Genomic DNA, 23515 nt, shown 5'->3' on the forward strand with positions numbered 1-23515 from the left:
AACTTAAAAACTTCCCTTTAGGGGGAGAATGGAGGGGCTAATGAAATCAAAATCAATACAAGACCAAGCTCTGATTATTTTCGGAGCTTCTGGTGATTTAACATACCGAAAGCTGATACCGGCTATATTTGACTTGCATAAACAAAATTCACTACCGAAGAATTTTGCTGTACTTGGTGTGGCTCGTAGTCAGTTTACAGACGATACCTTCCGCGATAAGATGAAGGATGGTATCAAGCAGTTTGCATTGGCAAAAGATGCTTTGGATGAAGAAATAGAGCAGTTTTGCCAGAAGTTGCATTATCTGTCAATCAATACAGATGACGGAACCGAATATTCTAAGTTGAAGGTACGGCTCGAAGCTCTCGATAAGGAAGAGGGTACAGCAGGGAATTATATATTTTACTTGTCAACGCCACCTTCGCTCTATCCGCTTATACCTAAGTTTTTGGCAGAGCAAGGGTTGAATCAGGAGAATGGTAATTTTAGACGGATTATTATCGAAAAGCCTTTTGGTATTGATCTTAAATCTGCTGTGGAGCTGAATGTTTCGCTTCAGGAAAGTTATGATGAAGACCAGATATACCGTATAGACCATTATCTGGGTAAAGAGACTGTGCAAAATATGTTGGTAACACGTTTTGCGAATGGTATTTACGAACCCCTTTGGAACCGAAATTATATAAGCCATGTGGAAATAACTGCTGCCGAGAGCATCGGCGTAGAAAATAGAGGTGGCTATTACGATCATTCGGGAGCACTCCGTGATATGGTGCAAAACCACTTATTGCAGTTGCTGGCTTTGGTGGCTATGGAGCCCCCAATGTCTATAGACTCTGTTTCGATTCGCAACGAGAAATTGAAAGTTTTTCAGGCTCTACGCCCTATGTCGAACGACGACTTGTTTAAGAATGTTATTCGTGGGCAGTACACAGCAGCTAACGTTAAAGGAAAATATGCCAAGGGATACCGCGAGGAAAAGGATGTGGATGCCGATTCCCGTACCGAGACCTATGTGGCTATGAAGCTCTTTATCGACAACTGGCGCTGGGGCGGAGTTCCTTTCTATATACGCACAGGTAAACGTTTGCCGACTCGTGTCTCTGAAGTTGTTATTCACTTCAAACCTGCACCTCAGAAATTATTTCCCGAAAGTGCAGATATGAGTAACGACGAAAACCAATTGGTGATACGTATTCAGCCGGATGAAGGTCTTTTGTTGAAAACAAAGATGAAAGTACCCGGAAGTGGCTATCAGGTTAAGAATGTGAATATGGACTTTCATTATTCACAACTACAAGATACTTATCTGCCTGAGGCTTACGAACGTCTTTTGCTCGATTGTATGGTTGGCGATTCTACGCTGTATATCCGTGGGGATGCTTTAGAGGCTACATGGAAATTTGTACAACCGTTACTCGACTTCTGGGAGAAGAACCCCGATGCACCCTTGCATGGCTATCCTTCCGGCTCGTGGGGACCAAATTGTGCCGATGAGCTGATTGAGGGTAAAAACCTCACATGGAGATATCCTTGTAAGAACCTGTCTGATGATGGAATATATTGTGAATTATGATAAAAGAAGAGATTAACATTTATTCGGATGCGAAAGCCCTGAGTGAGGGTTTTACGGCATTTTTGCAAAAGTTAATGGATGTATATCCGCGTGTAAACCTTGCATTGTCTGGTGGAACTACCCCAAAAGTGATTTTTGACTATTGGGCAGAAAACTGTAAAGATTCGATCGACTGGCAGCGACTGTTTTTCTTTTGGGGTGACGAACGCTGTGTTCCTCCCGAAAATGTCATGAATAATTACGGAATGACAAAGGATCATTTGTTTGACAAAGTTCCCAAAATTCCGAATAATAACATTTTCCGTATTCATGGCGAGAATGAACCAGAAGAAGAGGCTGAATGGTATAGCAAAATTTTGGAAACAAAAGTTATGCAGCGCCGTAATGCTCCTTGCTTCGAAATTGTAATGCTTGGTTTGGGTGACGATGGACATACTGTCTCTATTTTCCCTGATCAGATATCATTGTGGGATAGTAAAGACTTCTGTGTGATAGGTGAGCATCCTGAAAGCAAAATGAAACGTGTAAGCCTTAGCGGTCAGGTAGTGAATAATGCACAGTATGTAGTTTTTCTTGCTACAGGAAAGAACAAAGCTGAGAAGGTAAGGGATGTCATTAAAAACAGAGAGCAGTTTTTGGATAAATATCCGGCTGCTAAAGTAAATCCGAAGAAAGGGTATCTCTATTGGTTCTTAGATGAGGAAGCAGCAAGTTTGTTATAAACGAAGCATCAAAATATAGATAGTAAGAAGTTATCTCACATAGAGGTAGCTTCTTTTTTATATGTTAAAGATAGGTGAGATGGCCTATTGGATAGTCTTATATTTCTTCTTTTGATTTATATCCGGCTATGAATTCATTGTGTCGCAAAATGCGATTACTTTTTCCAGATAATCCCTGTTGTTCGACAATCGCGGAATTTTGTTCTGACCTCCAAGTTTGCCAATATATTTTAGCCATTCGTTAAAAGTACCTTTTGGGAGGCTTCTTACAATTGGCATATTCAGCGATAGGTTGTACGAACGTTTAGCTTCGTAGTCGGAGTTTACCTTTTTTAGTTCGCTGTCTAATAAATGGGTGAAATCTTCGAGGCTATTGGGATCTACGGTAAATTCTATCAGCCATTCATGTGCTCCGTTGTTGTTATCCCCGAAGTAAACGGGGGCGGCTGTATATTCGCTTATTTGTGCGCCTGTAATCTTGCATGCTTCTGCCAGAGCTTTTTCGGCATTGTCTATTATCAGTTCTTCGCCGAAAGCATTGATGAAGTTCTTGGTGCGTCCTGTTATATGGAACAGATAAGGACTAGTGGACGAAAACTCTATTGTATCGCCTATCATATATCTCCAAAGCCCTCCGTTTGTTGAAATAATTATAGCGTAATTCTGTCCGGTTTCTACTTCATCCATTGTTAATGTTTTGGGATTTTCTTTGTCCCATTCACTCATCGGGACAAATTCGTAGTAAATGCCGCTATCCAACATTAACAGCATTTCTTTAGAATTATCGGAGAACTGTACCCCAAAGAAACCTTCAGATGCATTATACGTTTCCCAATAGTACATATCGGGCTTTTGTATCAGTTTCTTGTATTGCTCTTCGAATGGAGTAAAGCTCACTCCGCCATGAAAGAAAACTTCCAGATTAGGCCATATATCAGTGAGGTCGCGCCCGGTATCCGTTTTTATCTTTTTCAATAAGACGAGTAGCCATGAAGGTACGCCCATAAAAGCCCTCACATCGTTCTTTATAGCATAATCGGTCAGTGCCTGCAACTTCGTCTCCCAATCGGGTAATAAGGAGATGCTTTCAGGTGTACGGCTAAACTTTGCCCAGAAATATAAATTCTTTATAAGGATAGCAGAGATATCTCCTGTGAAGATGCCGTCACCTATGTTGTTTATTTGCTTGCTGCCGCCTAATACTAGTGTTTTGCCAAAAAAGAATTTAGCATCCTTATTGGCTTGTGCATAGATAGCAAGCATTTGCTCTCCGCACTTGTAATGCCCTTTGGTGAGCGATTCGTGAGTTACGGGTATATATTTACTCTTGTCCTCGGTAGTGCCCGACGACATGGCAAACCAATGTACAGGCTTGTTCCAAAGTACATTTTGTTCTTTATTTACAATGATCCGATCCAGATAGGGGCGCAAATCTTCGTAGTGGAAGATTGGAACCTGTTTTCTGAAATCGTCTTTGTTTTTTATAGCCGAAAAATTGAACTGCTGCCCAAAGAATGTTTGCTCACCGTTGCGGAGCAGATATTCCAATATCTTCTCTTGCGTTTCGATAGGTTTGTTGATAAAGCTATCAATCTCTTTGTATCGGTAATCCAGATACTTGTGAGCGATTCGGGTAATCATCCGATTTTACTTATTTTTCGGAGCTTTTCTTCGTCTATAATTTTTATTTTGCGACCATCCAGTGTAATGATATGTTCGTCAACAAACGTTGACAGAGTGCGGATGGCATTCGATGTAGTCATATTTGATAAGTTAGCCAAGTCTTCCCTTGAAAGGTAGATGCTTATTGTAGCACCGTCTTCTTCAAGTCCGTAATTCTCGATAAGGAATATCAACGATTCGGCCAAGCGTCCACGGATATGCTTCTGAGTAAGGTTTACAACCCGCTCGTCTGCTATTCCAAGGTCTATAGCCAATTCTTTTATAAAGAAACTGCCTAATTTAGAATTTGAAGCGACTATCTCGTTGATAAGTTTCATTGGTATGAAACAGATGGTCGAGGGTTCGAAAGCCGAAGCAGCCGTGACATAAGGTTGGTTGGCAAAAAAGGCGCGGTATCCAAAATACTGAGTAGGTCTTATCATTCTGATAATCTGGCTACGTCCGCCAACACCGTCTTTGTATATTTTTACTTTCCCTCTACACAGGCACATCAATTCCATTGGAATTTCTTCTTCCCTGTATATCACTTCATTTTTCTTGAAGTCCATAATTCTCGCATTAGCGGCAATTATAGTTTGTTCTTTGTCATTCAACAGATTCCATATTTCAGGAATACTTTCCGACAAGCTAACAGCATTACTATCTGTCATCATTCAAAACTGATAATGTAAAATATGTTATAAGCAAAGTTAATCAAAAAATATTATAAAACATGTTGCAAAACATCTTTTTAACGCATGCCCCTCTTTTTTATATAATTTTTTTGTACTTGAAAGGTCTTTTGTATACTCAAATATCACGTAATGTGTAGAGTAGGTGGCTTGATATTTTTCTTTTGCTTGGATTTATACTTGCGAAAATGTTTCGTCTGTAAAAAGTAACAAAAGTAACAGGTTTCTAATCTTTTTAACTGTTACTTTTCGCTTTCGGTTGATGATGGCAAATATTTCTAAGATTAGATAATCTGATATTAAAAAAATAACATCTCCAATTTTATAATTTACAGCTAAGCTCTCTCTTGTTTTGTTAAGTTTTTTGCACTGATATACCTAAATAATTCAGAAAGTATGAATTGTGTAAAAGTTAGTTTGTTAATAAACTATCTAATGTTTTAGTATGTTAAACAAATAAAGTTTTTATATTTCACTTTGAATATTACAATAATAAGACTATTTTTGCACCACCAAAAAATAGAGTGGTGTTTTTACTCCATTTGTATTTCGATTGAAATTTGTAACAATAACTAAATAAACTCGTTAAGATGAATGTATCTCTAACAAATGTAGATAGTGTAAACGCTATATTACAAATAAATGTAACGAAAGAGGATTATCAAGAAAAGCTTGATAACGCACTTAAGACATTCCGAAAAAAAGCTAACATACCGGGATTCCGTCCGGGAACTGTACCTATGGGTATGGTGAAAAAAATGTATGGTAAATCGATTTTGGCAGAAGAAGTAAACAAGCTTGTTGGCGAAAATCTATATAAATATATACAAGACAACAAACTAAATGTATTGGGCGAGCCTCTTCCGAACGAAGAGAAGCAACAACCAATAGATTTCTCACTCGAAGGTGACTATGAATTTTATTTCGACGTGGCTCTTGCTCCGGAAATAAAATTATCACTGACAAAGAAAGATAAAGTAAAATATTATGCTATTGAGGTAGACGAAGAGCTTGTTGATAAACAAATCGCTTCGTACAAAGCTAACTATGGCAAATATGAAAAAATAGAAGAAGGTGCAAAAGAAACAGACCTTATCAGAGGTACAATCTCTGAATTGGGAGATGGTAAGGTAAAAGAAGGTGGCATCTTTGTAGAAGCAGGCATTGTAATGCCTTCGTATATGAAAGACGAAGCAGAGCAAGCTAAATTTGTAGGTGCAAAAGCCGGAGATGTGATTGTATTCAATCCGGGTAAAGCTTACAATGGTAACGAAACAGAAATAGCATCTATGCTTCATATCGAAAAGGATGCGGTAGAAACAATAGCTGCTGAGTTTCAGTTTGCTATCACCGAGATCACTCGTTATCAGGAAGCAGAACTTGATCAAGACCTATTTGATAAGGTTTTTGGTGCAGGCAATGTGACTACCGAAGCTGACTTCAAAGCAAAAGTAAAAGAAACTATCGCAGAGCAGTTTGCACCGGATAGTGACTACAAATTCCTGTTGGATGCGAAAGAGCTTCTTGAAAAGAAAACAGGAGATTTGCAATTCCCTGATGCATTCCTTAAAAGATGGCTTATTGCTTCGGGCGAAGAAAGAACTGCTGAATCTGTAGACGCAGATTATCCGAAAATCATAGCAGATCTTAAATTCCACCTGATAAAAGAGCAAATAGCAAAAGATAACGATATCAAGATCGAAAACGAAGATATGAAAATCATTGCTATGCAAGCGGCAAGAGCTCAGTTTGCTCAATATGGAATGATGAATCTTCCTGACGAAATGGTTGAGAATTATGCAAATGATATGTTGAAAAACAAAGACAATGCACGCAATCTGCTCGATCGCGCAATGGAAAATAAGATCATCGACGTATTGAAATCAAAACTAGGACTCGAAGAAACAGTAATCTCGCTTGACGAGTTCCGCAAGTTCTTTGAGAAAGAAGAAGCCGCTGAAGCAGAAACTGAAGCGTAAATGAAAAAAAGATAAAAATAACGGACAGGAGGGATAGTGTTTTCTTTCTGTCCGTTTGTCTTTAACATTATAAATAAGGAAAATACATACATTATTATTCCAGCTTTTCAATTTTTTATTTATAACTTTGTTTATAAGAAATGAGGCTGTGCTATTAGCCTCTTTTTTATGCCTGTACGAGTGGCATGATAATTGTTTATAGTAATAATGGTAAAACATTATTTAATAAAAAAAGAAAATGTTATGAACAATGAATTTAGAAAGTATGCAACGAAGCATCTAGGCTTGAATGGGCTAGCTCTTGATAAATATATCGATATAACAAGCAGTTATATATCACCTACTATTATCGAAGAACGTCAGTTGAATGTTGCTCAGATGGATGTATTCTCTCGTTTGATGATGGATCGTATTATCTTTTTGGGAACTCAGATCGACGACTATACAGCCAATGTGATACAGGCTCAATTGCTATATCTTGATTCTGCCGATTCGGGCAAAGATATATCTATTTATATAAATTCTCCCGGAGGATCGGTGTATGCAGGATATGGAGTTTATGACACTATGCAGTTTATCAACAGCGATGTGTCTACAATCTGTACAGGTATTGCAGCATCTATGGCAGCCGTATTGCTTGTTGCCGGAGAGAAAGGAAAACGATTTGCGTTGAAGCATTCACGCGTTATGATTCACCAGCCGTTGGGTGGTGCTCAGGGACAAGCTTCAGATATCGAGATCACCGCTCGTGAGATTGGTAAGGTGAAAAAAGAACTTTATACTATTATTTCAGACCACTCGGGACAACCATTTGACAAAGTGGCACTAGATTCGGACCGTGACTACTGGATGACTTCGGCTGAGGCTAAAGACTATGGAATGGTAGATGATGTTTTGATGAAAAATAAACAATAATTCAAAAATCAGATTCATTTACTCACAAAAGGATAAATGGCAAAAAAAGATACTAACGGCTATTGCAGTTTCTGTGGCAGAAGCGATAAGGATGTAAATATGCTTATCTCCGGTATGTCGGCTGACATCTGTGATAGCTGTGCTGAACAAGCATATCAGATTGTAAAAGAAAGTGTAGAGGCAAAGAAAACATCTTTGGGTATTGATAAAACACAATTGCCCGACCCAAAGACGATAAAAGAATATCTTGACGGGTATATTATCGGTCAGGAGAATGCCAAGCGCTATCTGTCTGTGGCTGTGTATAACCATTACAAACGTATACTACAAGGGAAAGAAGATGATATAGAAATAGAAAAGTCGAATATCATTATGGTTGGCCCTACAGGTACAGGAAAAACATTGTTGGCACGTACCATCGCCAAACTACTGCATGTCCCTTTCGCAATCGTAGACGCAACCGTGCTTACCGAAGCCGGATACGTAGGCGAAGATATAGAAAGCATTCTTACCCGACTGTTGCAAGCCTCAGACTATGATGTGGCAGCAGCAGAAAGAGGGATTGTTTTTATCGATGAAATTGACAAAATAGCCCGTAAGAGCGACAATCCATCAATCACCCGTGATGTTAGCGGTGAGGGTGTGCAACAGGGCTTACTTAAATTGCTGGAAGGTTCGATTGTAAACGTTCCGCCTCAAGGAGGACGTAAGCATCCTGACCAGAAGATGATTGCCGTAGATACCAAAAACATATTGTTTGTTTGTGGTGGAGCTTTCGACGGTATCGAAAGGAAGATAGCGCAACGATTGAATACAATGGTTGTGGGTTATGCTTCGTCTAAAAGCAACGCGCAGGTAGACCGTAACAATCTGTTGCAATATGTAGCACCTCAGGATTTGAAGTCTTTCGGATTGATCCCTGAGATTATAGGACGTCTGCCTATTTTGACATATCTTGACGCTCTGGATAGGAGTGCTCTTCGCCGAATACTTACCGAGCCGAAAAACTCTATCATTAAGCAGTATGTCAAATTGTTCAAAATGGATGGCGTTGATCTTACCTTCGAAGATGATGTATATGAATACATTGTAGATAAGGCAGTGGAATATAAATTGGGAGCAAGAGGATTGAGATCCATAGTCGAAACCATTATGATGGATGCTATGTTTAATATCCCTTCCACAAAGCAGGCTCAACTGCATGTTACTAAAGAGTACGCTGTAGAGCAATTGGAGAACTCACAAGTCGTAAAACTAAGAAATTCATTATAAAGTTTGTTTTTTTTACAAAAAATAGCCTATTTTATATTGGAGAATTAAATTTAGGGGTTTATCTTCGTAATAATTAATAGCCTATTTATATGCCGGATATAGAGGATATATTGACGTGTTCATTGAAAAAGCATTTTGGCTTTGACAATTTTAAAGGTAACCAGAAGGCAATAATACAAAACTTGCTGGATGGAAGAGATACCTTTGTGTTGATGCCTACGGGCGGCGGAAAGTCCCTCTGCTATCAGCTACCGGCACTCTTGATGGAGGGAACAGCAGTAATTATTTCTCCCCTGATAGCCCTGATGAAAAATCAGGTGGATGCCATGCGAAATTTTAGTGAAGAGGACGGCGTAGCGCACTTCATGAATTCGTCACTAAACAAAGCTGCGATAGAACAAGTAAAAGGTGATATACTTTCGGGAAAGACAAAACTATTATATGTAGCACCCGAATCTCTTACAAAAGAAGAGAATATAGACTTTCTGCGTCAGATAAAAATATCGTTTTATGCTATCGATGAGGCACATTGTATTTCGGAGTGGGGGCACGACTTCCGTCCTGAATACAGACGTATACGTCCCATTGTAAACGAAATAGGCAAGCATCCTATCATTGCACTTACTGCTACGGCAACGCCAAAAGTGCAAATGGATATACAGAAGAACCTTGGAATGGTGGAAGCAGATGTGTTTAAATCATCATTCAACAGGGAAAATCTATATTACGAAGTTCGTTCAAAAACGGATAAAGTAGATAAGGATATAATAAAATACATTAAATCGCAAGGCACAAAGTCTGGAATTATATATTGTTTGAGTAGAAAGAAGGTGGAAGAGTTTGCCGAAATATTACAAACAAATAATATCAATGCACTGCCGTACCATGCTGGACTAGACCCAAGTACACGCTCTGCCAATCAGGATGCTTTTCTGATGGAAAAAGTGAATGTAATTGTTGCTACCATTGCATTTGGTATGGGGATCGATAAGCCCGATGTGAGATATGTGATTCACTACGATATGCCAAAGAGCCTTGAAGGATACTATCAGGAAACAGGTAGGGCCGGACGCGATGGCGGTGAAGGAAAATGTATAGCGTTTTATTCATTCAAAGACTTACAGAAACTGGAGAAATTTATGCAGGGTAAGCCCGTTGCTGAACAGGAAATAGGAAAACAGCTACTCCTTGAGACCGCAGCATACGCCGAAACTGCATTATGCCGGAAGAAAGTACTTCTTCATTACTTTGGAGAAGAATATAAAGAGAAAAATTGTGGGAACTGTGACAATTGTGTAAATCCTAAAAAACAAGTGGAAGCTAAAGATTTATTATTGACGGCTATTGAAGCTGTAATTGCATTAAAAGAAAAGTTTAAAACTGATTACGTTATCAATATCTTGAGAGGTAAAGAAACCTCAGAGATAGAAACGTACGGGCATCAGGATTTAGATGTATTTGGATCAGGTGATGATACCGATGATGAAACATGGAACGCCGTTATACGTCAGGCATTAATAGCCGGGTATTTCGATAAGGATATCGAAAATTACGGCTTACTGAGAGTAACCAAAAAAGGAAAAGATTTCTTGAAAAAACCGGCATCGTTCAAGATTACCACAGCAGACGAAGAAGACTTGTCTGATGATGAGAACATAGATGATGTAGTGGTGAAAGGCGGCGGTGGCGGATCGGCAGTAGATCCGGTTTTGTTTTCTATCATGAAAGATCTTCGCAAAAAGATGGCAAAACACAACAATGTTCCCCCATACGTGATATTTCAAGACCCCTCTCTGGAGGCTATGGCTACAATCTACCCGATAACAATGGAGGAATTGCAAAATATTCCGGGGGTAGGAGCAGGTAAAGCAAAGAGATACGGGACAGAGTTTCTTGAAATAATAAAGAAGCACGTTGAAGAAAATGAAATAGAACGACCTGAAGATTTACGTGTAAAAACAGTAGCAAACAAATCGAAACTAAAAGTAGCCATCGTACAGGCTATCGACCGCAAAGTAGCATTAGACGACTTGGCCGAATCGAAAGGGATTGATTTTGCTGAATTGCTGAGCGAAGTAGAAGCTATCGTATTCTCAGGAACAAAAATAAATATAGATTATTTCCTCAGAGAGGTTATAGATGAAGACCATCTCGACGATATATTTGAATATTTTCAAGAAGCAGAATCGGAAGATTTAGAAGCTGCGATCAATGAACTTGGCGAGTATTCTGAAGATGAAATACGCCTTGTCAGGATCAAGTTTATCTCCGATATGGCTAACTAAAGAATGAAGAGAAAAGCAATTTTTCCGGGGACATTCGATCCCTTTACAATAGGACATTACTCATTAGTGAAACGATCTCTCGAATTGGTAGATGAGATCGTTATTGCTATTGGAGTGAATGATACCAAGAAAACTTACTTTTCGCTCGACAAGCGCATCGATATGATCCGTTCTTTGTATACAGACGACAATCGCATAGTGGTAGGTACTTATGATAGCCTTACTGTAGACTATGCCAAAGAAACAGGATCAAATTTCATAATACGTGGAATCCGTTCTGTAAATGATTTTGAATACGAAAAAACGATTGCCGATATGAACAGGAATATATCGGGAATAGAAACAATCGTACTCTTTACAGAACCGGAACTAACACATATCAGTTCTACTATTGTACGCGAACTGTTGCGATTCGGACACGATGTCAGTCAGTTTATACCCAAAGGTATGAGTCTGGACTGAATAGTGATTAGTTAAAAATCAGATTTAATCAGCGTTAACCGCGATTATCCAAAATGTAATTCTAGTATGAAAAGAGTTCTAATGTCGGTTCTCGGTTTTTTTGTCATTGTTTTGGCCGCCTCTGCTCAGTTTAAGATGAGCGAAGGATCTAAGAAAGTAGCTACAACAATTGCTGTTATTGAGAATATGTATGTAGATAAGGTAGACGACGGCAAATTGGCCGAAGATGCAGTGAAAGCTTTGTTAGAAAAACTAGATCCTCACTCTACATATATCAGTGCCGATGAGGTAAAAGATATGAACGAGCCGCTGGAAGGTAATTTCGATGGTATAGGCATCTCTTTCAATATGCTTACAGATACACTGTATGTTATCGAAGCGCTTCCCGGAGGACCATCCGAGAAGGTAGGTCTTAGGGCAGGAGATAAGATATTGTATGTAGATGATACGCTTATCGCCGGAGTTAAAATGTCTACCAAGGACGTTATGTCTCGTCTTAAAGGGCCGAAAGGAACATCTGTAAACCTAAAAGTACAACGCAAGGGAATAGCTGATTTACTAAGCTTTAAGATTATTCGCGACAAAATTCCGATCTATAGTATCGATGCCACTTACATGGTGGATAAAACGACCGGATATATACGTATTATAAGATTTGGAGCAACCACTACCGAAGAATTCAGAAAAGCGCTTCAGAAGCTTAAAGAAAAGGGTATGGAGAATCTTATTCTCGACCTGGAATATAATGGCGGCGGATACATGGCTCCGGCTACTGAAATAGCTGATGATTTTCTGGATGCAGGCAAGTTGGTTGTATATACCGAAGGCTTACGCCAGCCGAGAAGAGATGAAGTTTCCACAGCTAAAGGCGCATTCGAGAAAGGACGTCTTGTCGTACTTATCAATGAAGGTTCTGCTTCGGCTAGTGAAATCTTGTCGGGAGCCGTACAGGATTGGGATAGAGGTGTGATTGTCGGTCGTCGCAGTTTCGGGAAAGGGCTTGTTCAACGACAAATACCGCTTCCTGACGAATCGATGATAAGGCTCACTGTTGCCCGTTATTATACTCCTACTGGACGCTCTATACAAAAACCGTATACAAAGGGAGATATTATGTCATACAATCTGGATGTAATAGAACGCTATAATAAAGGCGAGATGATGCATGCTGATAGTATACATTTCCCTGACTCATTGAAATATACAACTTTGCTGAATCATCGTACGGTATATGGCGGAGGAGGTATCATGCCCGACTATTTCGTGCCTGCCGATACAACTTTTGCATCTGAATATTACCGAAAAATTTGGAATAAAGGCATAACGCTGCGCATAGCTTATAATGAAGTGGATAATCACAGGACTGAGATTTTACAAAAATATCCTACAGCTACTGATTTCTACAAGCAATATCAAGTTTCGGACGAGATTATGAATAAGCTTATAGCAGCAGGAAAAGATGAAAAAGTGGACTTCGATGAGGATGGATATGAGAAGTCGAAAGAAACACTCAAGCGTCAGATAAAAGCATATATAGCACGTGATGTATATGATACGGAGACGATGGTGAGGGTATTCAACGAAGATAGCGAAACCTTTAAGAAAGCATACGAGATTATACGGAATGAGAAAATGTATAACGGATTGCTCAAAGGTAAATAAGAAATAAAATAAAAAAAGAGCTGTATTCAAAATGCAGCTCTTTTGATTAATAGGAATAAAAGAATATATACAGCCTTATGATAACGATTAATATTGAAGAACGTCATTTGATAGAAGAGATAATTTCGAAAAACACCATATGCTATGTCGGCATGATAGATAAGGGCGGTTTCCCGTATGTTATCCCTATGAATTTCGGTTATCAAGATGATGTTATTTACCTACATTCGGCACAGGAGGGCAAGAGTATCGAATCTCTTCATATAAACCCGAATGTATGTATTACTTTCTGTGGTGAGTCGTCATTAACTTATCAGAATGAAGAGGTAGCATGTAGTTATCGTATGAAAGGAAGTAGTGTTATTTGCAGGGGTAAGGTCGTATTTGAAGAAGATTACGATAATAAAGTGAAGGCTTTGGACATAATGATGAAGAAATACACAACAAGGGCATTCACTTATTCTAAGCCTGCTGTAAATAACGTAAAAATTTGGAAAGTAGAGATCGATTCTATTTCTTCAAAAGTATTTGGTGTTCCTCATCCAAATTCACGAAATTACAAAGATCAGCTCGAATTTTAGATAAGATGATTCGTTGCCAGATATTTCCACAATGCGGCGGCGTGCATAGATTGCCTGATCTCATCTTTTTTCAATAGCTCTACCAATTCGTCGATAGATAGCAGATGAACAGAAATGTCTTCGGTATCTTCTAAATGCTGTTCCGATATTTTTTCCACATCGGTAGCCAGAAAACAGTAAGTCGTGTTGGTGTGTGTGCCGGGATTTGCTGAAGTAGTCATAAATAACTCCCATTTTCCGTTTCCGTAGCCCGTTTCTTCGAGGAGTTCCCTTCTTGCGGAAATTTCTGCGCTAGGGTCTTCCTCTTCGCATACACCTGCACATAGCTCCGGTGAGGTGCATTGCAGTCCGTGCCTGTATTGGCGTACCATCACAAACTGTTTGTTTTTGGTTATTGCTATGGTGCATACCCAGTCGGGATATTCGTATACATAATAATTTTGAATTTGGTTTCCGTTCGGTAATTCTACATGATCTTTGCGTACGGTAAACCAAGGCTCTTGTGAAAGATATTCACTATTTAATACCTTCCACTTTTTATTATCTGTATCGCTCATTTTTTGCTGTTAATACCCTATTAGAATTTTTATTTCTCCAGAACCACTACGTTCATCAAGATATTTTTAAGAGGCTTGTCTTTTTCGTTGGTTCTTACTCTTTGTATTTTATCCACAACGTCCATTCCTTCTATTACCTCGCCGAAAACGGTGTATTCATTGTCCAGAAAAGGAGTGCCACCCCTTGTTTTGTAGTATTCCCGCTGCTCGTCTGTATATGATACCTCAGCCTTTCGAGCTTTGGCTTGCTCATCCGCTTGTTTCAGCCAATCAGCACGCATTGCAGATGCAGATATACTATCGCCGCTCTTTAGTAATGCTTTCAGATCATCAAGGTGTGCCGATTGTATTTCCTTATATATCTTTTGCTTAAAACGTTCGAAACGTTGTTTTTCTATCTCTGATAATTTATCGTCGAAGCATAACTCACCAGTAACAATATAAAACTGAGATGCATCAGAGGCTTTTGTTGGATTTTCGGCATCACCCCATCGTGCAGCCGCCAATACTCCACGTTTGTGGTATAGCTGAGGAAACTTTATTTCGGCAGGGATTGTGTCACCCAGCGTTTTTTCTTCTTTCAAAGCTGCAGAATCTGCAATATTCCTTGTTTGAGGGTCTCCACCCTGTATCATAAAATCATTGATAACACGGTGAAACGTGAGGTTCTTATAAAATCCTTCTTCTGCTAATTTCAGAAAATTATCTCTGTGCCCCGGAGTCTCATTATAGAGCTTAACTTTTATATTGCCATAGCTTGTTTGTATAACGACTATGGGTTCTTTTGGTTTATTATTACACATGGTGAATAAAAAGATTAGACAGGCGATACATATATTTCTCATATCATTTTTCTGTATGAAGTCAGACAAAGATAATGTTTTTTGAGCACTTATTTTGAAATAATAGAAGCTTCGAATTCATATTTCAGAATCTTTTTACAATAAGGCTCTAAATAATGAATAACTACTGCCACATTCGCTCTTATGTATTTATTTTTACCACAGAATAAAAAGAGTATCACAGAGTTTCTTACATTCAGAAATTATCAAAATATTCTTGTATGGTTATCATTGGTTTTATTGTATCAAAGCCAAATTTCGCAGCTTGTATTTTCATCTCTTTTTCGGTATTGAATTCCTCTAATTGTCTTGTGCTTAGATTAAAAATATAGAATCTGATAGAGTTCAGCGAAGAAGAGGATTCCGTTTTTGCTAACAGAATATTTCTGTCAAAGGTGAAGTAAGTAATATCATGAAGAATAGGCTCGTTTTCATTGTGATCTGCAGCTATGCACTTTATCCCTTTTTCGTCTTGTAAAGTCCCTTTTTCGAGAACATCAATAGCAGTTATCGAATACGGATATATCAGGGGCATACGGAAATAATCGCGAAGTCCCGCGTAAGAGAAATAACTATTCGGTATTATACTGTCGGTCGGTTGCATAGATTTCAGGCTCTCCATAAAAGGAGTTTCTGTATTTCTTGAAGATAAACTGTTGGCGAATATATCAACCCCTTCTTCAATTTTATTAGGAACAATTACCCTAATCGTTTCCACAACTTTTACTATTACTATAACAGTACAGATTATAGTTAACATAGAGAATAAAAATGTTAGTCCGCAGCCTATGTTCCGATCCTTGCTATGTTTCCATTTGATAATAGTCCATAATATGATTACGAGCGTAATGAATCCAAGTAATAGTGCGAGGACAAATAAGAGCCAGCTTTGAGTGATCATAATAAATTTGTTTAGATGTGTAAAAATAACTAAATGCTGTTATATCAGTACTTTTAAATTATAATAAAAATCAATTCGTAAAGTTTGACTTTTATAATTTCACAAATTATACTAGATTTGCACTAATATAAAAGCAGAAATGGTAAAATATAACAGAATCCTCCTAAAACTGAGCGGTGAATCCCTCATGGGAGAACAGCAATATGGCATAGATGTAAACCGACTGAATGAATATGCCACGCAAATAAAGGCTGTAGCCGATATGGGTGTACAGATAAGTATTGTTATTGGAGGAGGAAATATTTTTCGAGGTCTGAGCGGAGCTTCCGAAGGATTCGACAGGGTAAAAGGAGACCAGATGGGTATGTTGGCCACTGTGATAAACAGTTTGGCTCTTAGTTCGGCTCTTACTGCAATAGGGCAGAAATCGAGAGTACTTACAGCTATCAGGATGGAACCTATAGGAGAAATCTACAGCAAATGGAAAGCAATAGAGGCTATGGAAAATAGTGAAGTTGTTATCCTTTCTTGCGGAACAGGCAATCCGTTTTTTACGACAGATACCGGTTCTTCACTCAGGGGAATAGAAATAGAAGCCGACGTGATGCTAAAAGGTACACGTGTAGACGGAGTTTATACTGCCGATCCCGAAAAAGACCCTACTGCCGTTAAGTTTGATTCCATCTCTTACGATGAGGTTTACAAGCGAGGACTGAAAGTTATGGATATGACTGCGACGGTGATGTGTAAGGAGAATAATTTGCCTATCGTTGTTTTTGATATGGATACTCCGGGCAATTTAGAGAAGCTAATTAAAGGTGAAAAAATAGGTACATATGTACATGCATAACAGAGAGAAAGTAGTCGTTGAAGATCAGTTGTATAATCAGGCTGTATATTTGATTAGAAAAAGAGAAAATCCCGAAAAGGTTAAGATCTTTCTAATCGAACGAGGGCTAAACGAAGAAGATGCTTATATCTTACTCGACCAAATTATACATCAGGTAGATAAAGAACATATGAAAACAGCACGAAGAAATATTTTTATGGGCTGTTTGGTTTGTGCTGTAGGTGCGTTTATTACCATTACTGCACATACCTTGCTTACTTCTTTACTTATTTTGGCAGGGATAGGACAGCTTATTATTGGTCTTACCCAATTGCCGAGTAGAGTGTAAGTAGATTTATTTAATCTTAAAATATTGAAAACAAAAAATATATATTTATGGCAGCAGACCTAAAACAAATCGAACAAAAGGCGGAAGCTAAGATGTCGGCCTCTGTAGAGTTTCTGGACGAAACGTTATCTCGTATTCGTGCCGGAAAAGCCAATCCGCATATTCTTGATGGTATAAAACTTGAGTATTACGGATCAATAACCCCGCTAAGTGGTGTGGCGGCTATCAATACACCTGATGCTAGAACTATCATCGTCCAACCATGGGAAAAACAAATGTTGAAAGAGGTAGAAAAAGCCATCCTGAACTCTGATGTAGGTATCACACCCGATAATAATGGCGAGGTGATACGTCTTTCTATCCCTCCGTTGACAGAAGAGCGTCGTAAACTCTTGGTAAAACAAGCGAAACAGGAAGCCGAGGATGCTAAAGTGAGTGTGCGTAACGCTCGTCGTGATGCAATTGATACGATCAAAAAATCAGTGAAGGAAGGCTTGGCGGAAGACGTAGCCAAAGATGGCGAGAACGAAATGCAAAAGCTTCATGATAAGTATATCAAAAAGATAGACGATCTGTTTGCTCTTAAAGAAAAAGAGATTTTAACTGTATAACGAAATATACCGAAAATAGAATATGCCAATATGCTGATCGCTTTACAGTATCGGCACATTGGCACATTTGCATTTTAAAGGATTGATTGATGAATGGTCTTGTAATAAAAAATACGGGTAGTTGGTATTTGGTTCGTACCGATGACGGCAGCGACGTTGAATGTAAGGTAAAAGGAAACTTTCGTCTTAAAGATATACGTAGCACCAATCCCATTGCTGTAGGAGACAGAGTAACCATTGTACCAAACAATGAAGGCACTGCTCTGATAACGGAGATCGAAGACCGTAAGAATTATATTATACGCCGTTCGTCTAATTTATCGAAGCAATCGCACATTTTGGCCGCTAATATCGATCTGTGTTTTTTGATTGTAACCGTTAATCATCCGGTAACCTCTACTGTTTTTATTGACCGCTTTCTGGCTGCAGCCGAAGCGTATCGCGTGCCGGTGAATCTTATTTTCAACAAGACAGATCTATACGCAGAAGAGGAGATAGAATATATGGATGCTTTGATTAGTCTTTATGATTATATTGGTTACCCAAGCATCAAGATATCAGCTTTACATAATACAGGATTAGAAATTTTACAAGAGAGAATAAAGGACAAAACTACCTTGTTTTCGGGTCACTCGGGCGTCGGAAAGTCTACACTTATCAACGCGCTTGTACCTGATGTTCACCTAAAGACGGGTGCAATATCCGGTTATCATGGCAAAGGAATGCATACAACCACTTTTTCGGAAATGATAGAATTGCCACAGGGAGGATTTATTATAGATACTCCTGGTATCAAAGGCTTTGGTACTGTGGATATGGAGAAGAATGAAATATTTCACTTCTTTCCCGAGATCTTTAAGGCGTCTAAAGATTGTCGTTACAATAACTGCATTCATATAAATGAGCCCGGATGTGCAGTGCGTGATGCTGTAGAAAATCACTATATAAGCGAGAGCCGCTACAAGTCATACATGAGCATGATGCAAGAGGATATTGAAGAAAAATATAGGAAATAGATATGAGGTGGAGGTTTGATCGATCGTCATTCTTGATATCTATTGTTCTCTTTTTTGTAGAAGTCGTTATCGCTAAATTTTTAGATGATGCTTTTATTCGTCCTTATGGAGGTGATATCTTAGTTGTTATATTGATCTATTATTTTGTAAAGTCATTTGTCCGGATAAAGCCCTTGTATTTAGCTTTGGGTGTGCTCTTTTTCGCCTATATGGTAGAGGTCGGTCAATACTTCAAGATGGTAGAAGTACTGGGACTTCAAGATTATAAAGTAATGAGGATTGTTTTAGGGACATCATTTTCCTGGGGCGATATTTTATGCTATACTGTTGGAGCTATTATCTGTTATCTTATCGACAGAAAAGAAAAATAGATATTCGATAATAACACAAATGACATCTTTACAATCATTCATACAAGAGCTTTTTCAAGAAAATATCAGATAGTGGAGGTAAGTCTTTCGAATTATTTGATAAAAAAAGAGCTTGAGTTTAAATTTGTTATAACTTTGAAAAAAATGTATATTATTTGCGTATGGATGTAGCAGCGCAAGCAACAGATCATCTTATCCTTCTTTTCCAGATACTTTATGTGGTTACGGCTTTGGGTACGATGGTTGTGATTATCTCGGAGAATAGGAACCCCTTGAAAACGATTTCTTGGGTGCTTATTCTATTGTTGCTTCCTTTGGTAGGTCTTATCATATACTATTTCTTCGGCGAAGATAATCGTAAGCAGCGTCTGATATCCCATAAGATGTATAAGAAACTCAATCGTCGGTCTATTGGTAGGCGAGAGTTGTTGGAAACGCTGAATCCACCTGTAGAGTATAAAGGGTTAGTAAACTTATTGAACCGATTGAAAGGTACACCCTTATATGGCGGTAGTAGCGTTACTTTTTATTCTTCAGGACCCGAAAAGTTTGAGGCTTTGTTTGAGGAGCTTGAGAAAGCGGAAAAGCATATACATATCCAATACTATATCTTCTTAGATGATGAGATAGGGTGTAAAACCCGAGAAATATTGCTTCGTAAAGCAGCGGATGGCGTTGAAGTGCGTCTTATTTATGATGATGTTGGCTCTTGGAAAGCAAAGCGTAGCTTCTTTAAAGATATGCAAGCCGGAGGCGTTGAAGTTCAACCTTTTTTGAAGGTGGCATTCAAGTTTTTGACAAGTAGAGTGAATTATCGGAATCACAGAAAAATTGTAGTTATTGATGGTAAAGTTGGTTTTGTTGGTGGAATGAATGTTGCAGATCGATATATCAACGGTGTAGGAAGTGGAATTTGGCGAGATAGTCATGTCAAGATAGAAGGAAAAGCTGTGGCAGGATTACAGACATCATTTCTTATCGACTGGTATTCGTCGCGTAAAGAATTTCTAGCATCAGATACTTATTATCCTATACTTGATAGTCAGGGAGATAACATGATTCAGCTGGTTACAAGTGGACCCGTAGGGCAATTTAAAGATATACACTTAGGTGTTCTGCAAGCCATTTCCAATGCTAAAGAAAGTGTTTATATACAGACCCCTTATTTTATTCCTACCGACTCATTAATGCAGGTTATACAAATGGCGGCGATGCGTGGTGTGGATGTGCGCTTGATGTTGCCCCGCCATTCCGATACTACATTTGTGCATATTGCGTCCATGTCTTTCCTGAAAGAAGTTTTGGATGCCAAAGTGAGTGTCTATTTTTTTGAAGCCGGATTTCTTCACTCCAAGCTAATGACGGTAGACAACTCTCTTACTATAACAGGTTCGGCCAATATGGATATGCGTAGTTTCGAACATAATTTCGAAATTGATGCTTTTATATATAGCGAAGAGACTTGCCGCAAAGCCCAAGAGATATTCTTGAAAGATATGGAGAGCTCAACACAGTTGCTTGTGGAAGAATGGGATCAAAGGTCACGGATTGAAAAATTTAAAGAGTCTGTCATGCGCTTGTTCTCTCCATTATTATAATAGTAAAGTTGATACAAGATACAATTATATAACTATATTATACTCAAGAGTATTGTTGAAATACCTGCCGATCGGAAGGATTGGAGTGTATGATAAATAAAATAGTTAAAAAAATGTTTTTTGCAAATTTCAGGATTAGAGACTTATACGTCAAAAAATGAGAGAAAATCAATGTATAATCTCTAATTTAAGGACTTTTTTATTTGTTTTAGTTAAAAAAAATATATCTTTGTTGCTTGAACTGATTATTCGTATTGGTTAAAAGATGCAATAATTAGGAAAGGTTAAGTATAAAATTGATCATTAACATAAATCTTAATAAAGATTTTTTATTAAGTAAACTATATGGGTAAAGTAGCACTCATCACAGGCGTTACAGGACAAGATGGAGCTTATTTGTCAGAATACTTGATAAAAAAGGGCTATACAGTACATGGACTTAAAAGAAGATCTTCCATGTTTAACACAGATCGTATAGACCATTTATATCAAGATCCTCATCTTGAAGATAGAAATATGATTCTTCATTATGGCGATATGACAGATAGCATGAATCTGACACGACTAATCGGCGACGTAAAGCCCGATGAAATATATAATCTTGCGGCAATGAGCCATGTTAAGGTTAGTTTTGATATCCCTGAATATACAGCAAATGCAGACGGAATAGGTACTCTTCGTATATTAGAGGCTGTTCGTCTTCTTAATTTGGTAAATAAAACAAGGATATATCAGGCTTCAACATCCGAGCTTTATGGTTTGGTGCAAGAGATACCTCAAAAAGAAACAACACCATTTTATCCGAGAAGTCCGTATGCTGTCGCTAAAATGTATGCATATTGGATTACGGTTAATTATAGAGAGGCTTATGGTATGCATGCCAGCAATGGTATCTTGTTTAATCATGAATCTCCATTAAGAGGTGAAACGTTTGTTACAAGAAAGGTGACTCGTGCAGTTGCGCGTATAGTCTTAGGGCTTCAAGATAAAGTTTATATGGGAAATCTTTCCAGTAAACGAGATTGGGGACATGCCAAAGATTATATAAAGGCTATGTATCTTATTCTTCAACAAGATACTGCTGACGATTATGTAATCTCTACAGGCGTCACAACTACTATTCGTGACTTTATCAAAATGTCATTTTTAGAGGTCGGAGTAGATGTTGAGTTTAGAGGTGAAGATGAAAAGGAAGAAGGCTATATTGTAGGTGTTGATGAGAATAAATTCTCTAAAATAGTTGGAGCCGAATATTTAGAAGGCTTCATTAAGAGAATAGGACAATCTGTTGTAGGTGTCGATCCTGCTTATTTTCGTCCGACAGAAGTTGATATTCTTATTGGTGACAATACAAAGGCCAGGACTAAATTAGGCTGGGAGCCTACATACGATCTTAAAGCTTTATGTCAGGATATGGTTGTTCATGATGTTGAGCTGATGAAGAAAGAAGAGTACCTCAAAAATGGAGGATATAGAATTTTGAATTACTTTGAATAAAAGTAAGAAAATATAGATGATAGAAAAGAATGCTAAAATATATGTAGCCGGCCATAGAGGCTTGGTTGGTTCTGCAATTCTTAAAAGTCTTGTAAGCAAAGGATACACAAATTTTGTCTTAAGAACGCATCAAGAATTAGATCTTACAGATCAAAAAGCTGTATCCGAATTTTTTACAAAGGAAAAGCCTGAATATGTTTTTTTAGCGGCGGCTAAAGTAGGAGGCATTATTGCCAATAATACATATCGGGGGCAATTCATTTATGAAAATTTGATGATCCAGAACAATGTAATTCATCAATCATATCTGAATAATGTTAAAAAATTAGTGTTTTTAGGTAGTTCTTGTATTTATCCCAAAGAAGCACCTCAGCCAATGACGGAAGATACACTGTTGACAGGCCCTTTGGAATACACAAATGAACCGTATGCAATAGCTAAAATCGCCGGTTTAAAGATGTGTGAGAGCTATAATATACAGTATGGAACGAATTTTATAGCGGTAATGCCAACAAACCTATATGGTTTGAATGATAATTTTAATCTTGAAACATCTCATGTATTGCCAGCAATTCTAAGAAAAGTACATTTGGGGAAATGCTTAGAAAATAATGCTTGGGATATTATAGAGCAGGACTTGAATGTTAGGCCGATAGAGGGAGTATCCGGAACTTCATCTAAAACAGAAATACTAGAAATACTAGCTAAGTATGGTATAAGAAAAGTTGGAGATGTTGTTCAGGTCGAACTTTGGGGGTCAGGAAAACCGATGAGAGAATTCCTGTGGAGTCAGGAAATGGGAGATGCCACTGTTTTTGTGATGGAGTCTGTAAACTTTTTTGACTTAGTTGATGTTATACATGGAAGGGAGATAAAGAACACACACATTAATATTGGAACCGGTATTGAAATATCTATAAAAGATGTTGCAAACCTTGTAAAAGAAATAGTCGAATTCTCCGGAAGTTTGTGGTTTAATACAGATAAGCCAGATGGAACGATGAGAAAATTATCAGATGTATCAAAACTTAATTCTTTGGGCTGGCAACATCAAGTTGAAATAGAAGATGGCTTGAAGTTGATGTATGCTTGGTATACTGAGTATAATATATTAAATTAAAAAAAGAGTGTTTAAT

22 protein-coding genes are annotated in these 23515 nt (G+C 38.2%); 17 read left to right on the forward strand and 5 right to left on the reverse strand.

The window, feature by feature from the left end:
- Nucleotides 1-40 precede the first annotated feature (40 nt).
- Both zwf and pgl read left to right on the forward strand, forming a co-directional pair.
- A complete protein-coding gene (gene zwf / locus E4T88_RS07345; RefSeq protein ID WP_228093797.1) occupies nt 41-1576 on the forward strand; it encodes a glucose-6-phosphate dehydrogenase in 1536 nt (511 codons plus the stop codon).
- On the forward strand, nt 1573-2298 hold the full coding sequence (gene pgl, locus E4T88_RS07350) for a 6-phosphogluconolactonase (RefSeq protein ID WP_135104817.1): 726 nt from the start codon (nt 1573-1575) through the stop codon (nt 2296-2298). Before zwf ends, pgl begins: the two co-directional genes overlap by 4 nt.
- A gap of 126 nt (nt 2299-2424) precedes the next feature.
- Here the strand turns inward: pgl and E4T88_RS07355 are convergent, their stop codons facing one another.
- Together E4T88_RS07355 and E4T88_RS07360 are read right to left on the reverse strand one after the other, a co-directional pair.
- Nucleotides 2425-3939, reverse strand: coding sequence for a GH3 auxin-responsive promoter family protein (locus E4T88_RS07355; RefSeq protein ID WP_135104818.1), 1515 nt, complete (start codon nt 3937-3939; stop codon nt 2425-2427).
- The gene (locus E4T88_RS07360) at nt 3936-4631 is read right to left on the reverse strand and encodes a Crp/Fnr family transcriptional regulator (protein ID WP_135105280.1); all 696 of its coding nucleotides are present in this window, start codon (nt 4629-4631) and stop codon (nt 3936-3938) included. The genes E4T88_RS07355 and E4T88_RS07360 overlap by 4 nt, the downstream gene beginning before the upstream one ends.
- Before the next feature lie 611 nt (nt 4632-5242).
- Between E4T88_RS07360 and tig the strand changes: the two genes are divergently transcribed.
- The 7 genes from tig (at nt 5243) to E4T88_RS07395 (ending at nt 13808) form a co-directional block, all read left to right on the forward strand.
- Entirely contained in the window at nt 5243-6631 is a 1389-nt protein-coding gene (gene tig, locus E4T88_RS07365; protein WP_135104819.1) for a trigger factor, read from the forward strand.
- A gap of 243 nt (nt 6632-6874) precedes the next feature.
- A complete protein-coding gene (clpP, locus tag E4T88_RS07370; RefSeq protein WP_006843285.1) occupies nt 6875-7546 on the forward strand; it encodes an ATP-dependent Clp endopeptidase proteolytic subunit ClpP in 672 nt (223 codons plus the stop codon).
- 36 nt (nt 7547-7582) lie between these two features.
- Entirely contained in the window at nt 7583-8818 is a 1236-nt protein-coding gene (clpX, locus tag E4T88_RS07375) for an ATP-dependent Clp protease ATP-binding subunit ClpX (protein ID WP_135104820.1), read from the forward strand.
- Nucleotides 8819-8907: 89 nt separating this feature from the next.
- Nucleotides 8908-11103, forward strand: coding sequence for a DNA helicase RecQ (gene recQ, locus E4T88_RS07380; protein ID WP_135104821.1), 2196 nt, complete (start codon nt 8908-8910; stop codon nt 11101-11103).
- A 3-nt stretch (nt 11104-11106) separates the two neighbouring features.
- Nucleotides 11107-11565, forward strand: coding sequence for a pantetheine-phosphate adenylyltransferase (coaD, locus tag E4T88_RS07385; RefSeq protein WP_135104822.1), 459 nt, complete (start codon nt 11107-11109; stop codon nt 11563-11565).
- Between the two features lie 66 nt (nt 11566-11631).
- Entirely contained in the window at nt 11632-13227 is a 1596-nt protein-coding gene (locus E4T88_RS07390; RefSeq protein ID WP_135104823.1) for a S41 family peptidase, read from the forward strand.
- Between the two features lie 77 nt (nt 13228-13304).
- The gene (locus E4T88_RS07395) at nt 13305-13808 is read left to right on the forward strand and encodes a pyridoxamine 5'-phosphate oxidase family protein (RefSeq protein WP_135104824.1); all 504 of its coding nucleotides are present in this window, start codon (nt 13305-13307) and stop codon (nt 13806-13808) included.
- Here E4T88_RS07395 and E4T88_RS07400 read toward each other — a convergent pair.
- From E4T88_RS07400 to E4T88_RS07410, 3 genes are all read right to left on the reverse strand, one after another.
- Entirely contained in the window at nt 13805-14365 is a 561-nt protein-coding gene (locus E4T88_RS07400; protein WP_135104825.1) for an NUDIX hydrolase, read from the reverse strand. The two genes, E4T88_RS07395 and E4T88_RS07400, sit on opposite strands and share 4 nt — an antisense overlap.
- A 29-nt stretch (nt 14366-14394) precedes the next feature.
- Entirely contained in the window at nt 14395-15210 is an 816-nt protein-coding gene (locus E4T88_RS07405) for a peptidylprolyl isomerase (protein WP_228093803.1), read from the reverse strand.
- A gap of 193 nt (nt 15211-15403) precedes the next feature.
- Nucleotides 15404-16108 carry a hypothetical protein gene (locus E4T88_RS07410; protein WP_135104826.1) on the reverse strand — a complete coding sequence of 235 codons (705 nt, stop codon included), beginning with the start codon at nt 16106-16108 and terminating at the stop codon, nt 15404-15406.
- Nucleotides 16109-16247: 139 nt separating this feature from the next.
- Between E4T88_RS07410 and pyrH the strand changes: the two genes are divergently transcribed.
- From pyrH to E4T88_RS07450, 8 genes are all read left to right on the forward strand, one after another.
- Nucleotides 16248-16958 (forward strand): UMP kinase, encoded by a 711-nt coding sequence (gene pyrH / locus E4T88_RS07415; protein ID WP_135104827.1) that lies wholly within the window; start codon nt 16248-16250, stop codon nt 16956-16958.
- On the forward strand, nt 16945-17286 hold the full coding sequence (locus E4T88_RS07420) for a hypothetical protein (protein ID WP_006843275.1): 342 nt from the start codon (nt 16945-16947) through the stop codon (nt 17284-17286). The genes pyrH and E4T88_RS07420 overlap by 14 nt, the downstream gene beginning before the upstream one ends.
- Before the next feature lie 47 nt (nt 17287-17333).
- A complete protein-coding gene (gene frr / locus E4T88_RS07425; protein ID WP_135104828.1) occupies nt 17334-17897 on the forward strand; it encodes a ribosome recycling factor in 564 nt (187 codons plus the stop codon).
- Between the two features lie 89 nt (nt 17898-17986).
- On the forward strand, nt 17987-18913 hold the full coding sequence (gene rsgA, locus E4T88_RS07430) for a ribosome small subunit-dependent GTPase A (protein WP_135104829.1): 927 nt from the start codon (nt 17987-17989) through the stop codon (nt 18911-18913).
- 2 nt (nt 18914-18915) lie between these two features.
- Nucleotides 18916-19284 carry a ribosomal maturation YjgA family protein gene (locus tag E4T88_RS07435; protein ID WP_135104830.1) on the forward strand — a complete coding sequence of 123 codons (369 nt, stop codon included), beginning with the start codon at nt 18916-18918 and terminating at the stop codon, nt 19282-19284.
- A gap of 161 nt (nt 19285-19445) precedes the next feature.
- On the forward strand, nt 19446-20882 hold the full coding sequence (gene cls / locus E4T88_RS07440; RefSeq protein WP_135104831.1) for a cardiolipin synthase: 1437 nt from the start codon (nt 19446-19448) through the stop codon (nt 20880-20882).
- A 345-nt stretch (nt 20883-21227) separates the two neighbouring features.
- Nucleotides 21228-22379: a GDP-mannose 4,6-dehydratase gene (gmd, locus tag E4T88_RS07445; RefSeq protein ID WP_135104832.1), complete on the forward strand. Its 1152-nt coding sequence runs from the start codon at nt 21228-21230 to the stop codon at nt 22377-22379.
- Between the two features lie 19 nt (nt 22380-22398).
- Nucleotides 22399-23499, forward strand: a complete 1101-nt coding sequence (locus tag E4T88_RS07450) for a GDP-L-fucose synthase family protein (protein ID WP_185146737.1) — start codon at nt 22399-22401, stop codon at nt 23497-23499.
- The last annotated feature ends 16 nt before the right edge of the window (nt 23500-23515 follow it).

This window comes from Dysgonomonas mossii (genome assembly GCF_004569505.1).
In the GTDB taxonomy this organism is placed as follows: Bacteria; Bacteroidota; Bacteroidia; order Bacteroidales; family Dysgonomonadaceae; genus Dysgonomonas.